Annotated in this window: 16 protein-coding genes; 9 read left to right on the top strand and 7 right to left on the bottom strand. The window is 61.5% G+C overall.

All coding sequences use genetic code 11. From position 1 onward, the window contains the following. Nucleotides 1-97: 97 nt before the first annotated feature. The 3 genes from AC1Q9F_RS10485 to AC1Q9F_RS10475 all read left to right on the top strand — a co-directional run bounded on the left by AC1Q9F_RS10485 (nucleotide 98) and on the right by AC1Q9F_RS10475 (nucleotide 2,129). A complete protein-coding gene (locus AC1Q9F_RS10485; RefSeq protein ID WP_192562126.1) occupies nucleotides 98-760 on the top strand; it encodes a LysE family translocator in 663 nt (220 codons plus the stop codon). A gap of 68 nt (nucleotides 761-828) precedes the next feature. Then, nucleotides 829-1,323: a GyrI-like domain-containing protein gene (locus AC1Q9F_RS10480; protein WP_492619963.1), complete on the top strand. Its 495-nt coding sequence runs from the start codon at nucleotides 829-831 to the stop codon at nucleotides 1,321-1,323. Between the two features lie 317 nt (nucleotides 1,324-1,640). Continuing rightward, entirely contained in the window at nucleotides 1,641-2,129 is a 489-nt protein-coding gene (locus AC1Q9F_RS10475; RefSeq protein WP_207983724.1) for a GNAT family N-acetyltransferase, read from the top strand. 5 nt (nucleotides 2,130-2,134) lie between these two features. Here the strand turns inward: AC1Q9F_RS10475 and AC1Q9F_RS10470 are convergent, their stop codons facing one another. Both AC1Q9F_RS10470 and AC1Q9F_RS10465 read right to left on the bottom strand, forming a co-directional pair. Continuing rightward, entirely contained in the window at nucleotides 2,135-2,740 is a 606-nt protein-coding gene (locus AC1Q9F_RS10470) for a pyridoxamine 5'-phosphate oxidase family protein (protein ID WP_492619964.1), read from the bottom strand. 17 nt (nucleotides 2,741-2,757) lie between these two features. Then, on the bottom strand, nucleotides 2,758-3,243 hold the full coding sequence (locus AC1Q9F_RS10465; RefSeq protein WP_115078940.1) for a GNAT family N-acetyltransferase: 486 nt from the start codon (nucleotides 3,241-3,243) through the stop codon (nucleotides 2,758-2,760). 142 nt (nucleotides 3,244-3,385) lie between these two features. On the opposite strand from AC1Q9F_RS10465, the gene AC1Q9F_RS10460 reads away from it, so the two are divergent. From AC1Q9F_RS10460 to AC1Q9F_RS10450, 3 genes are read left to right on the top strand one after another with little or no spacing between them, the layout of a single operon-like run. After that, nucleotides 3,386-3,811, top strand: a complete 426-nt coding sequence (locus tag AC1Q9F_RS10460) for a YybH family protein (RefSeq protein ID WP_492619965.1) — start codon at nucleotides 3,386-3,388, stop codon at nucleotides 3,809-3,811. A 40-nt stretch (nucleotides 3,812-3,851) separates the two neighbouring features. After that, nucleotides 3,852-4,196: a YciI family protein gene (locus AC1Q9F_RS10455; protein ID WP_007951101.1), complete on the top strand. Its 345-nt coding sequence runs from the start codon at nucleotides 3,852-3,854 to the stop codon at nucleotides 4,194-4,196. Then, on the top strand, nucleotides 4,189-5,442 hold the full coding sequence (locus tag AC1Q9F_RS10450; RefSeq protein WP_492619966.1) for an RNA polymerase sigma factor: 1,254 nt from the start codon (nucleotides 4,189-4,191) through the stop codon (nucleotides 5,440-5,442). Before AC1Q9F_RS10455 ends, AC1Q9F_RS10450 begins: the two co-directional genes overlap by 8 nt. A gap of 1 nt (nucleotide 5,443) precedes the next feature. On the opposite strand, the gene AC1Q9F_RS10445 is transcribed toward AC1Q9F_RS10450, so the two are convergent. Beyond that, nucleotides 5,444-6,169 (bottom strand): SDR family oxidoreductase, encoded by a 726-nt coding sequence (locus tag AC1Q9F_RS10445; RefSeq protein WP_011335572.1) that lies wholly within the window; start codon nucleotides 6,167-6,169, stop codon nucleotides 5,444-5,446. A 111-nt stretch (nucleotides 6,170-6,280) separates the two neighbouring features. On the opposite strand from AC1Q9F_RS10445, the gene AC1Q9F_RS10440 reads away from it, so the two are divergent. Further along, nucleotides 6,281-7,117, top strand: coding sequence for a LysR family transcriptional regulator (locus AC1Q9F_RS10440; RefSeq protein WP_492619967.1), 837 nt, complete (start codon nucleotides 6,281-6,283; stop codon nucleotides 7,115-7,117). Nucleotide 7,118: 1 nt separating this feature from the next. Here AC1Q9F_RS10440 and AC1Q9F_RS10435 read toward each other — a convergent pair whose 3' ends face one another. Beyond that, nucleotides 7,119-7,973 carry a LysR family transcriptional regulator gene (locus tag AC1Q9F_RS10435; protein WP_492619968.1) on the bottom strand — a complete coding sequence of 285 codons (855 nt, stop codon included), beginning with the start codon at nucleotides 7,971-7,973 and terminating at the stop codon, nucleotides 7,119-7,121. Nucleotides 7,974-8,061: 88 nt separating this feature from the next. Here AC1Q9F_RS10435 and AC1Q9F_RS10430 point away from each other — a divergent pair, with 88 nt between their 5' ends. Further along, entirely contained in the window at nucleotides 8,062-8,499 is a 438-nt protein-coding gene (locus AC1Q9F_RS10430; RefSeq protein WP_085606516.1) for a multidrug/biocide efflux PACE transporter, read from the top strand. Between the two features lie 60 nt (nucleotides 8,500-8,559). On the opposite strand, the gene AC1Q9F_RS10425 is transcribed toward AC1Q9F_RS10430, so the two are convergent. After that, nucleotides 8,560-9,315, bottom strand: a complete 756-nt coding sequence (locus tag AC1Q9F_RS10425; RefSeq protein ID WP_492619969.1) for an SDR family NAD(P)-dependent oxidoreductase — start codon at nucleotides 9,313-9,315, stop codon at nucleotides 8,560-8,562. 120 nt (nucleotides 9,316-9,435) lie between these two features. Between AC1Q9F_RS10425 and AC1Q9F_RS10420 the strand changes: the two genes are divergently transcribed. Continuing rightward, nucleotides 9,436-10,332 carry a LysR family transcriptional regulator gene (locus AC1Q9F_RS10420; protein ID WP_007951094.1) on the top strand — a complete coding sequence of 299 codons (897 nt, stop codon included), beginning with the start codon at nucleotides 9,436-9,438 and terminating at the stop codon, nucleotides 10,330-10,332. Nucleotides 10,333-10,385: 53 nt separating this feature from the next. Here AC1Q9F_RS10420 and AC1Q9F_RS10415 read toward each other — a convergent pair whose 3' ends face one another. Next, nucleotides 10,386-11,999 (bottom strand): inorganic phosphate transporter, encoded by a 1,614-nt coding sequence (locus tag AC1Q9F_RS10415; RefSeq protein WP_492619970.1) that lies wholly within the window; start codon nucleotides 11,997-11,999, stop codon nucleotides 10,386-10,388. Nucleotides 12,000-12,249: 250 nt separating this feature from the next. Continuing rightward, nucleotides 12,250-13,272: a transporter gene (locus AC1Q9F_RS10410; protein ID WP_192562112.1), complete on the bottom strand. Its 1,023-nt coding sequence runs from the start codon at nucleotides 13,270-13,272 to the stop codon at nucleotides 12,250-12,252. Nucleotides 13,273-13,362 lie beyond the last annotated feature (90 nt).

Raw genomic sequence — 13,362 nt, 5'->3', positions numbered from 1 at the left:
CGCTGGTCACTGCGGTGACCTGTGGCGGAAGATAAGGGCAGCGATGGCAGACTGTCCAGCGTGCACGACAACAATTTTTTCCCAAGGAAAACGGTTAATGGAATTCACCAGCGGCTTCTTGCTGAGCCTTTCGCTGTGCCTGGACATCGGCGTGGCCAACATCGCGATGATCACCCTGGCGATGCAGCGCGGCTATTTTCAGGGCTTCGCCCTGGGCCTCGGCACCTGCGTCGGCGACCTGATTTACGCGGTGCTGGCGCTGGCCGGAATGACCGTTCTGCTGCAATACGAAACCGTGCGCTGGGTGCTGTGGATCGGTGGTTCGGCGCTGTTGATCTACTTCGCGGCGAAGATGATCTATTCGGCGATCCACCACGAGGCGCAACTGGCGGCGACCGCCGAGGTCGGCCAGAACTCCCATCGCAAGGAATTCTTCCGTGGGATTTTTCTCGCCATGTCGTCGCCGAGCGCCATTCTCTGGTTCGCGGCAGTGGGCGGCACGTTGATCGCCCGTTCCGGTGGCGGCGGTCCTTTGAGCTCGGCGCTGTTCCTCGGCGGCTTCCTGTGTGCCGGGCTGTTGTGGTCGGCGGGGCTGTGCTTCGCCGCCAGCCATGGCGGCAAGTTGTTGGGCGACAAGCTATTGCGCTATTCCTACCTGGCATCTGCAGCGATCTTCTGCTATTTCGCGGTCTACGTGATCGTATCCGGATATAACGAGTTCGTCGGTTCGGGCGCCGCCGAGGCCCTGCATACGCTGTAAATGTGCGAATCGGGTTTGGCTTCTATACTCCCAGCCGAACCCACTTTTTTCGTTCAAGGAGTCGAGTCATGGATGAGCAAAAACGCGTCGAAGTGGCTGAACCTCGCTTCGAACATGGACACTTCCTGCTGATTGCAGGATTTCGCGATCGCTTTACCAAAGAGACTGTTCAAGACATTCCCGCGCTGTGGGAAAAACTGATCCCGCACATCGGAAATATTCCGGGGCAGAAGGGCGAAGTGACCTACGGTGTCTGCAGCAATTTCGACGGCAACGGCGGTTTCGATTACATGGCCGGGGTCGAAATCCGCAAGCTGGATGACTTCCCGCAGGAAAAGTATCCGTGGATCGAAATCCTGCCACGCCAGTACGCGGTGTTCGAGCACAAGGGCTCGCTGGATCTTCTGCCGCAGACCATTGAGTACATCTACAAAACCTGGTTGCCGGCGTCCGACTACAAAGGGCTCAACGCCCCGGAGCTGGAACGCTACAGCGCCGATTTCAATCCGAAAACCAATACCGGCAAGCTGGAAATCTGCGTCCCGGTCGAAAAGAAAACCTGATCGGCGATCGGCAGCGCGAATCGGCTTCGCGCTGCCGGTCGAGTCTTACTTGCCCTTGATCCGTCGTGCCCGCAACAGGTCGATGCCCAGGGTGATGAAGCCGAAAAAGCTGATGCCCAACACCATCAACAAACCGATCTCAACGCTGCTCATAAACGGTTCCCCCCTCGGGTGATCAGAGACAGGCGTCAGAAATAGACCGTCCCGAATCCGAAGAAAAGCGCTTATACGCAGGCTTTACGCCCCCTGCGCGGATCGATATGAACACCTTATTCCTTTATCCTTGGCGGCCTTGTTTCCACTGATTTCGAGCCGCCATGAACACCGTCATCCGCCACGTCACCGCCACCGACCTGGACCGCTGCTACGCCATCGAAACCCTCGCCTACGAGGGCGACGAAGCCGCGACCCGCGAAAAGATCGCCACGCGCATCGCCACCTGGCCGGACGGTTTCATCGTCGCCGAGGTGGACGGGCAGGTGGCCGGCTTCATCAACTCCGGTGCGGCGTTTGATGTGCAGATGTCGGACGAGGCATTCAAGGAACTGATCGGCCACGACCCGGCGGGGCCGAACGTGGTGATCATGTCGGTGGTGGTGCACCCGGATTATCAGGGCCTGGGTCTGGCCAAACGGTTGCTGGGCGAGTTCATCGAACGCATGCGCGAGCAGGGCAAGGCGACGATTCACCTGATGTGCAAGGAGCGGCACATCCCGCTGTACGCCGGATTCGGTTTTGCCTACATCAAACCGTCCGAATCCGACCACGGCGGGATGGCGTGGCACGAGATGATTCTGACGCTGTAACCGCGTCAGTAGAGGGTGTCACGCACCCGCGTCGGGGCCTCGCGATCATAGGCCTCGGCATCGAACTGCCCATCATTCAGACGCTTGTGAAACGCGCCCGCCGTCGGCAGCGCCGAGCGCGGCAGATGAGTTTCCGGATTCCACGCATCCGAACGCACAAACGCTTTCGAGCAATGAAAGAACGCCGCCTCCACCGTCACCAGCAACACCGTGCGCGCCGGTTTGCCGTTCACCGCGAAGCTTTCCAGCAACCCGGGATCAGCGCTGATGGTCGCCGTACCGTTGACCCGCAACGTCTCGCCAATCCCCGGAATGATGAACAGCAGCGACACCCGCGGATCGTGCAGCACGTTGCGCAAGGTATCGATGCGGTTGTTGCCCGGACGATCCGGCAGGGCCAGCGTGCGCTCGTCAATGATCCGCACGAACCCCGGCGCATCGCCGCGCGGAGAACCGTCGATGCCATCGGCGCCCACCGAGCTTACGATCACCAGCGGCGAGACCCTGACCATCGCCTGATAGTCCTCGTTGAGAAAGCCGATCTGCTTGCGCACCGCCCGTTCGTGGGGAAAACCGTAGATGGCTTCCAGCGCTTCGATTGAATCGATCATCGTTGCTCCCTCGACGATTAGAAGAACAATCCCATGCGCCGCTCGTAACCGATGCGGCCCTTGTACGCTTCGCCGCTGTCGACGAAACCGTACTTGGCGTACAGCGCAATCGCGGCGTCGTTGTCGGCGTCCACCGACAGTTCCAGCCCTTTGATCTCCGGCCAGGCCTGACGCGCAACTTCCGGCAATGCCAGCAGGCAGGCTCTGCCGTAACCCTTGCCCTGGGCGCGGTGATCGACTTGCAGTGCATGCAGAGTAGCGCTGTGTTCATCGGCCCATTCCGGCAACACCGGCGGGCGCTTGAGCAGCAGGAACGCCACCGGTACTTCCTCGGCCAGCAGCGCAAAACCTTTCACGCCGGGGCCGGGTTTCGACAGCAGCGTATGCAGGGCGCCGTGGATGTCGCCGGAGAACTTGATCTGCTCGGCGTGGATTTCAATGGCCTCGACCTGTTGGCGTTGGGTGGCGTTCAGGCTTTCGTAAGGCACGAGTCGGGCTGACACGGGAATTTCCTTTTTCCTACAAAGATGAGCCTCGGATTCTAGCGATTTTGTCTTCTTCGGAATTTTTTTGTTTCAACTGTCGATCCGGCAAATCGCCGAACGACTAAGGGTGTCTTCACAACAAAAACCAGGGAGAAACCCCATGAGTACGCAAGCGCAGATTCAAGCCATCATCGACACCTACCGTCAGGCCGTCATGACCAAAGACGTAGACAAGGTCATGACCCTGTACGCCGATGACATCCTTTCGTTCGATGCGATCAAGTCCCTGCAATTCAAGGGCAAGGAGGCCTACCGCGCCCACTGGGTGGCCTGCATGGAAATGTGCCCTGGCCCGCACATCTTCGAATTCCACGAAATCGCCATCGAGACCGGGGACAACATCGCCTTCGCCCACTGGGTGGCCAATTGCGGCGGCACTAATGAACAGGGTGAAACCCAGAGCTGCTGGATGCGCGCCACTGCCTGCTATCGGCTGGTTGGCGGGGCCTGGAAAATTGCCCACGAACACTGGTCGGCGCCGTTCGATCCGATGACCGGCTCGACCCTGTTCGATGCGAAACCCTGATCTTCAGCCATAGTTGATCCGTCCGATTCAGGAGAACGCCATGAAGTATTTATGCCTGGTCTACAGCGATGAGCGCCTGCTGCATTCGTCGCCCGACAGCCCGGAAGATGCCGAATGCTGGGCCTACGCCGAGTCGATCCAGGGCAGCGGCCGGATGGTCGCCGCCGAAGCGCTGGAGTCGGTGCAGACCGCCACCACGGTGCGCATGCGCAACGGCAAGTTGTCGATCACCGATGGCCCGTTCGCCGAGACCAAGGAGCAGTTGGCCGGTTTCTACCTGATCGACGCGCGGGACCTCAACGAAGCGATTCAGGTCGCCGGCAACATTCCGGCGGCCCGGGTCGGCAGCGTCGAAGTGCGTCCCGTGCGCCAGTTGAATGTCTGAGGTCCGGGCGCGGGTCGAGCAGGTCTACCGCGAAGACTCGCGGCGGATTCTCGCGACCCTGATCCGCCTGCTCGGCGATTTCGACCTCGCCGAAGAAGCCTTGCACGAGGCGTTCTTCGTCGCGGTCGAGCGCTGGCAGCGCGACGGCGTGCCGGACAATCCGCGAACCTGGCTGGTGTCCACCGGGCGCTTCAAGGCGATCGACGTGTTGCGCCGCCGCGCGCGGTTCAAGGCCTCGCAGCCGTTATTGCTGGCGCAACTGGAAGAACTGGAACAGTCCGAATGGGACGCCGAAGACGTGGAAGACGATCGCCTGCGCCTGATCTTCACCTGCTGCCACCCGGCGCTGGCGGCAGACGCGCAAGTGCCGCTGACCTTGCGTGAAGTCTGCGACCTCACCACCGAGGAAATCGCCCGGGCGTTTCTCTCGGCCCCGGCGGCGATTGCCCAGCGTATCGTGCGCGCCAAGGCGAAGATTCGTGATGCAAAAATCCCTTATCAAGTGCCGAGCCTGAGCGAATTGCCCGAACGCCTCGACAGTGTGTTGCGGGTGATTTATCTGGTGTTCAACGAGGGTTATTCGGCGTCCGGCGGCGCCCAGGTAACCCGCGAAGACCTGACCCGGGAGGCGATTCGTCTTGGGCGGTTGTTGCTGGAGTTGTTGCCGGATCCGGAGGTCATGGGGTTGCTGGCGTTAATGTTGTTGCATGAATCGCGGCGCTCGGCGCGCGCTTCGCCGGATGGGGAATTGATTCTGCTGGATGATCAGGATCGCGGATTGTGGAATGCCGAGCTGATTGCCGAAGGCTGCGATCTGGTGGAAAAAGCGCTGACCACGGGACGTTTCGGGCCTTACTGCCTGCAGGCAGCGATTGCGGCGGTGCATGCCGAAGCGCCGACGGCAGGGGAGACGGATTGGGAGCAGATCGTCGGGCTGTATGACGTGTTGCTACGGGTGGTGCCATCGCCGGTGATCGAGTTGAACCGGGCGGTGGCGGTGGCCAAGCGTGATGGGGCGCTGGCGGGGTTGACCCTGATTGAAGGGATTCTGGGGCGCGGGGATTTGCAGGATTACCATCTGGCGCATTCGGCGCGGGCGGAGTTTTGTCGGCAGTTGGGGCGGGTTGAGGAGGCTCGGGCGGCTTATTCGCGGGCGCTGGAGTTGACGCGGCAGGAGCCGGAGCGGCGGTTTATTGAAGGGCGATTGCAGGCGCTGGCGCCGAGCAATCGCCCCTTAGATATTTGACTCAGGCCTGCTGGCGCGTAGCCGCCATCACAATCTCCCGAATACAAACCCCCTGCGGCTGCCCATACGCATAGGCAATCGCCGTCGCCACATCCTCGGCACTCAACACCGTCCCACCCATGTCCTGTTTCCAGGCCTGATACCCGGTCTTGATCGCCTCATCCGTGGTGTGGCTCAGCAACTCGGTCTCCACCGCACCCGGCGCAATCGTGGTCACCCGCACGTTATGCGGCGACAGCTCTTCACGCAGGTTTTCCGACAACCCGTGCACGGCGAACTTGGTCCCGACATACGCCACATGGTTCGGGAACGTCTTGCGCCCGGCCACCGAGCTGACGTTGATGATCGTGCCGTGCTTGCGCTCGATCATCCCGGCAACCACCGCGTGCACGCCGTTGAGCAGACCCTTCACGTTGACGTCGAGCATCTGGTCCCACTGCGCGGGATCCTGTTTGCTCATCTCGCCCAACAGCATCACCCCGGCGTTGTTGATCAGCGCATCGGCCGGACCGAATTGCGCTTCCGCCTCGGCCACAGCGGCCAGCAACGCGGCGCGGTCGGTGATGTCGACGCGGCGGCTGAGGGTGTTCGGCAGGGCCAGTGCTTCCAGGCGTTCGATGCGGCGTGCCAGCAACAGCAGCGGATGGCCGGCAGCGCTCAAGCGGCGGGCGGTGGCTTCGCCGATGCCCGAGCTGGCGCCGGTGATGATGATCAATGGCTTGCTCATGGTTGAACTCCTGAGATAAGAAAAACAAATAACCAGATTCGGGACGCAGTATATTTAGCCCGCTGGAGGCTGAAAAATGCCTTATTCCTCTGTCTGCTATCGGAATCTCCTATGGATATCCGCCATCTCAAAGCCTTCCTCGCGGTGTTCGAGGAACGCAATATCACCGCCGCCGCGCAGCGGCTGTTCATCAGTCAGCCTACGTTGTCGGTGACCATCAAACAGCTGGAAGAAGAACTCGGCGCGACGCTGTTCCTGCGTCAGCCCCGTGGCGTGGAAGTCAGCGACGAAGCGCGTCTTCTGTACCCGCAGGCGCGCCGGATGGTGGCCGAATCCGAGGCGCTGAGCCGGATGTTTCGCGGCCGCGAAAACCGTGCACCGCTGACCCTCGGCATTGAGGGCGACATCGCCGCCAGCCACATCGAAGCCTTCGTCCGGATGGCCCATCAGGTGTTGCCCAATCTGCTGCTGACCCTGGAGGAGGGCTGTCATGGCGATGGTCGATTGGCGGTCGAGGAAATGTGCTGCGAAGACGAACTGTTCCTGCCGCTGTGGGAAGAGTCCTATGTGATGACGCTGCCCCTCGACCATCCGATGGCCAACGCGCAAGCAGGCTGGGCGCCGATCGAAGACTGGATTACCTGCCCGCAGCATCCTTCACATCAGCGCTTGATGGCGTTGTACGGACGCTCGCCGGAAGCGGTAGCGGGGCACGCCGGTTCATTGCAACAGGCGTTGCACATGGTGGCGGCGGGTGTTGGCGTGGCAATGTTGCCGCAGTCGTTGGTGAGCGGGCATAAGCGCATCGTCGTGCGCGCGCTGCACCTGCCGGCGCCGACCCGGCGGGTGGGATTATGTTATGCGGCGCAAGCGCTGGAGTTGCCGACGATGCGTGGGTTGCACGAGTATTTTCAGGTGAACCGCCCGGCAGCGATCGAGGCGGCCTGAGCTACTCCAACATCTTGCTCAACAACCAGCTCCCCGCCGGCCCCGGCGGGTACAGCCGCGACCACAGCGCATCGACGAACACCGGTTTCGGCCAGCCGCGCACTTTCAACTCAACCAGCAAATCATTGCCGAAACGCTCCACCAACCAGCGCGGCAATGGGGCCCAGCCAAAACCTTTTTCAGCCATTTCCAGCAGCATCAGATAACTCGGCGCCGACCACACCCGGCCTTTGCCGCGACTGTCATAGGGATTGACGATGGTGGCCAGGCGCAGCTCGCGATGCTGCTCAAGAACCGTTTGATCGATGGATTCCTGAGTCGCCAGCGGATGCCCACGACCCACAAACAAGGCGATTTCTGTGCGCTCGGCGACGGTCGCGGTCGCCAGATCCGGCGGGTAGCTATCCTGCATCTCGGCGAACGCCAAATGCGCCCGACCGCGCTGCACCAGTTCGACCAGGTCATCGCATTCGGCGATCAGGCATTCCAGCTCCAGATCCGGATAACGCTGCTCGAACCCCACCAGCGCCGCTTCGAAACGGTCGGACTGATAAGTGTCGGAAATCGCCACCGTAAGTTTCGGCTCGACGCCCTGGGCCAATTGCCGGGCAGTCATTTCCATTCGGCTGGTGGCCGATAGAATCGCCTCGGCCCGTTGCAGCATCACGTGCCCGGCCGGGGTCAGCGTCGGTTTGCGGCTGCTGCGGTCGAACAGCACCAGGTCCAGATCAATCTCAAGACTCGCCACCGCCGCACTCACCGTCGACTGACTGCGCCCGAGTTTGCGGGCCGCCGCCGAAAAAGAGCCTTGAGTCGCCGCCTGGACAAACGCCAGCAACACTTCCTGAGAAGCCATGAACTATCGCCTTGATCGATGGTTATTGGTTATGAAGTATCGGCGTGGTGCTGGATCATGGCAACCATCTTCACAGAGGACTTCGGCCATGACTGCCAACAAATCCATCACTGAACGTATCTTCCAGGCCATCGGTTTTGAACTGCTGGCGATCCTGATCTGTACCCCGTTGCTGGCGTGGATCATGGGCAAACCGCTGGTTGAAATGGGCGCCGTCACTATCGCCATCGCGATGCTGGCCCTGGGCTGGAACGTGGTGTTCAACGGCTTCTTCGACCGCCTGCTCAAGCGCTGGAACATCGCCCACAACGCCTGGGTGCGAGTGGCGCACGCGCTGCTGTTCGAGGGCGGGTTGATCGTGATGGGCGTGCCGCTGATTGCCTGGTGGCTGTCGGTCAGCCTGTGGCAGGCGTTCCTGCTCGACATCGGCGTGCTGCTGTTCTTCCTTCCGTACACCTACGTCTACCACTGGGGTTATGACGTGGTGCGCGAGCGGCTGGTGATGCGCAGCGTCTGCCAGAGCTGAAAACAAAAAAATCGCAGCCTGTGAGGGCTGCGATTTTTTTTGTCTGGACTCTTTCGGACCTTAAAGAAACATCCCGCCCGACGCCTCAATCCGTTGACCATTGATCCACTGCGCCCCCGGCGACAGCAGCAGCGCCAGCGCACCACCAATGTCATCCGGCTGCCCGGCACGGCCCAGCGCGGTGTTGCTGGCGACCATCGCGTTCAGCGCCGAATTGTCGCGCACCGCGCCGCCGCCGAAGTCGGTTTCGATAGCGCCCGGTGCCAGGATATTCACGGCGATCTGCCGCGCACCCAGCTCCTTGGCCTGATAACGGGTCAGCACTTCCATCGCGCCTTTCATCGCCGCGTAGGCGGCATAACCCGGCAGGGTGAAACGGGCCAGACCGCTGGAGATGTTGATGATCCGCCCGCCATCGTTGATCAGCGGCAGCAATTGCTGAGTCAGGAAGAATGGCCCTTTCAACTGCACGTTCATCAGCAGGTCGAACTGCTCCGGCGTGGTGTCGGCGAAGGAGGCGTGCACGCCAATCCCGGCGTTGTTGATCAGGAAATCGAAGCGCGGACGCTCCAGCTGTTGCAGCGCTTGCTCGACCCGCACGGCGAAATCGGCAAAGCCTTCGCTGCGGCCGACATCCAGTTGCAGCATCACGGCTTTGGCGCCGAGTGCTTCCAGTTCCTGCACCAGCGCCTGGGCTTCATCGGCGCGGCTGTTGTAAGTGCCGATGATGTCCACGCCTTGGGCGGCGAGGTGCAGGGCGGCGTTCTTGCCGAGGCCACGGCTGGCACCGGTGATCAATGCGATTTTGCGGTTCATGTGACTTCCTCGAGAGCAGTGACGGTTGATGGAGCAAAGTTTATTTATCCGCTGTGAGGTGATAAACAGACTGAAACCGGAATCACTGGTCGGATTGTCCGAACAATCAATGGGTGGCCCATGAACAAACTGGAACTGCTGCGCACCTTTGTCCGGGTCAGCGAGTTGTCGAGTTTCACGATGGCGGGGGAGAGTCTGGGGCTGCCGCGTTCGACGGTTTCCGAACAGGTGCAGGCGCTGGAAAGCCTGCTCGGCACGCGTCTGTTGCAACGCACCACGCGCAAGGTCCAGGCGACTCAGGACGGCCTCGCGTTGTACGAGCGCAGCAAGGATCTGCTGTCGCACATGGACGAAATCGAGAACCTGTTTCGCCAGGACGAAGCATCGCTGACCGGGCGGATCCGGGTCGATATGCCGAACATTCTGTCGCGGCGGCTGATCATGCCGAAGCTGCCGGAATTCATGGCGCGTCATCCGAACCTGGAGCTGGAAATCAGCAGCACTGATCGCCGGGTCGACCTGCTCGCCGAGGGCTTCGATTGCGTGGTGCGCATCGGCGCGCAGCCCGATCAGTCGGTGGTGGCGCGGCACCTGGGGGACTTCAGCATGATCAACTGCGCCAGCCCTGCGTATCTGGAGCGCTACGGTGTGCCGCAGACCCTTGAAGATCTGGCGCAGCATCGGCTGGTGCACTACGTCGGTGTGCTGGGTTCGCGTTCGGAAGGGTTTGTTTACGAGCAGGACGGGCAGGTTCATCGCGTGCCGATGGCCGGCAGCGTGACGGTCAACAGCACCGATGCCTACGAGTCGGCGTGCCTTGGGGGATTCGGTCTGATCCAGGTGCCGCGTACCGGTATGAACACCTATCTGGATACCGGTGAGGTGGTGACGGTGTTGCCGCAATACACCGCGCCGGCGATGGGTATTTCACTGTTGTACGCGAGGCAGCGGCATCTGCCGTTGCGAGTGCGGGTGTTCATGGATTGGTTGGGGGATTTGATTCGTTCAACGCTCTGATTCCTGCCGCAAATCCCTGTGGGAGCAACGGCTCTCACAGGGATTCGGCTGGATCAGAAGATCTGGGTAAACAACCAATACAGACTGCCCGACAGCAGAATCGCCGCCGGCAACGTCAGCACCCACGCCATCAGCAGATTGCGGATGGTCTTCATCTGCAAGCCGCCACCGTTGGCGACCATGGTCCCGGCCACGCCCGAGGACAACACGTGAGTGGTCGACACCGGCAGGCCGAACATGTCGGCGGCGCCGATGGTCAGCATCGCCACGGTTTCAGCAGAGGCGCCTTGGGCGTAGGTCAGGTGGGTCTTGCCGATCTTCTCGCCGACCGTGACCACGATCCGTTTCCAGCCGACCATGGTGCCCAGCCCCAACGCAATCGCCACCGCGATCTTCACCCACAGCGGAATGAACCGGGTGGCGTTGTCGATCTGTTGCTTGAACAGTTGCAGCTTGCTGCTGGTGTCGGCGTCGAAGGTGCCGACCTTGTTCTTGTCCATCAGGCGAATGGTTTCGCTGGCCAGGTACATGTCGTTGCGCACGTTGCCCATGGCCTCGGCCGGGACTTTCGCCAGCGAGCCGTAGCCTTTGACTTCTTCACCGATGTGCCCAGTCAGGGAGGCGAGGGCCGGGATCAGTTGCGGCGTGGCTTCCTTGCTGCGCACGTAGTCGGAGAGCACTGCGCGCGGATCGGCCGGTGCCGGCAGTGGCGCACTTTTCACCAGCGCTTGCTGGGTCACTTGGGCGACGGCGGCGAATTGCAGCGACTGTTCTTCCGGCATGGTGCGGTTCAGCGCATAAGCCATCGGCAGGGTGCCAACGAGGATCAACATGATCAGGCCCATGCCTTTCTGGCCGTCGTTGGAGCCGTGGGCGAAGGACACGCCGGTGCAGGTCAGAATCAGCAGACCGCGAATCCACCACGGCGGCGGGGTGTTGCCTTCCGGTGCCTTGTACAGCGAACGGTTCTTCACGAACGCGCGCAGTGCCAGCAGCAACAGCGCCGCGCAACCGAAACCCACCAGCGGCGAGAGCAAAAGCGCATAACCGATCTTGGTCGCCTGGGCCCAGTCCACACCGCTGGTGCCGTCGCGGCCGTGCATCAGCGCATTCGCTACACCGACGCCGATGATCGAACCGATCAGCGTGTGCGACGACGAGGCCGGCAGGCCCAGCCACCAGGTGCCGAGGTTCCACAGGATCGCCGCGATCAGCAGGGCGAAGATCATCGCGAAACCGGCGGACGAACCGACCTGCAGAATCAGTTCCACCGGCAGCAGCGCGATGATGCCGAACGCCACCGCACCGCTCGACAGCAGCACCCCGAGGAAGTTGAAGAATCCCGACCACACCACGGCCACATTCGGCGGCAGCGAGTGGGTGTAGATCACCGTGGCCACGGCGTTGGCGGTGTCGTGGAAACCGTTGACGAACTCGAAACCCAGTGCGATCAACAACGCTACGCCGAGCAGCAGGAACGGGGTCCAGGTGGTGACCACCGTGCCGAGTTCGTGCATGTCGTGCATCAGGCTGTAGGCGGTGAACAGCATCCCCATCGCCAGTACCGCGAAGAACACCACGTAAGTGAACGGGCCGGTTTTCTTGTCGAGGGCCGGCCTGCCACTGGCAGCGGGGGCCGGGCTGGCGGTCAGGGAGGGAGTAGCCATGGGAGGACAATCCTGAGCGGGGGAAGGAGTGTTGCCCATGATCGTTGCTAAATATTACAGAGAGGCTGCGACAGATCAGTGTTTGGCGGATTAGCCGCACCGCTGATCTGAAGGCGGTGATCGTTCCCACGCTCCGCGTGGGAATGCATAAGGTGACGCTCTGCGTCACAGGGACGCGGAGCGTCCCGGGCGGCATTCCCACGCAGAGCGTGGGAACGAGCGTGCGAGCGTAGCCGGCGCTGAGTAGATTTCAGTAATCCCGCCGCTTGCGAAACGCCCAGCGCCCGGCGATCACGGTGAACGTCGCCACCAGCGCCACCAGAATCCAGAACCCTTCCGGATCGGTAGATAGCGGCACACCGCCGACGTTCATGCCGAAGAAACCGGCAATGATGTTGATCGGCAACGCCAGCACCGTCACCACGGTCAGGGTGAACAGCGTGCGGTTGCTCTGTTCGTTGAGGTTGGCGGCGATCTCTTCCTGCAACAGCTTGATCCGCTCGCCGAGGGCGGTGAGGTCGTTGATGATCAGCGCGAACTCCTCGGTGGACTTGCGCAGCTCCTTCACGTCTTCCTTCTGTAACCACGGCGGCGGCCGGTTGAGCAGGCGCAGCAGCGATCCCGGCTCCAGCGCCAGCAGCCGTTGCAGGCGCACCAGCACCCGACGGTTGGCGCCGAGTTCGGCGCGGTTGGTCGAGAGTCGCGAGGAGAGCAATTCGTCTTCGACCTGATCAACGCTCATGCTGGTCTTGCGCACGATCTGGGTCAGCACTTCACCCTGATCGCGCAGCAGGTGCACCAGCAGTTCCAGCGGCGAACGAAAGCACTCGCCGGACTTCACCGATGAACGCAACTTGTCCACCGAGTGCAACGGTTGCAGACGTGCACTGACGATCAGTTTGCTGCGCACGCAGACCCACAGCGTCGACACGTCCGACGACACCATGCTGCTGAGGTTGAACACCACGTCGTTGACCACCGCCAGCAACGCCGAATCGACATGCTCAATGCGGGTCGAACGCGAACCTTCGTGCAGTGCTTCGAAAAACTCTTCGGGCAATTGCAGATGGCTTTTCATCCAGCGCTCGCACGCGGCGTGGGCCAGGTTCAGGTGCAGCCAGAGAAATTCATCGCCCTCGCTGTCGTCTTGCAGGCAGCGCAGGGCGGTCGCCGAATCCACCTCGCGCCCGCGTTCGCCGGGGCGAAACCGAAAGCCGTAAAGCAGGCCGAACAGGTCAGGATCACGATGACTGATATCGAGGCTGTGGTTCATGAAGGCTCGCTGCGAGGAGGCGTCTGTCGCGGGATTTGCAGATTCACCTGAGCCGCATCATCGCAATGTCACATGACGTTTGTGTGACAG

The sequence above is a fragment of the Pseudomonas sp. GW823-FHT04A03 genome, from assembly GCF_058796615.1.
The sequence above is the reverse complement of the archived record's forward strand: the minus strand, read 5'-3'. Positions and strand labels throughout refer to the sequence as shown.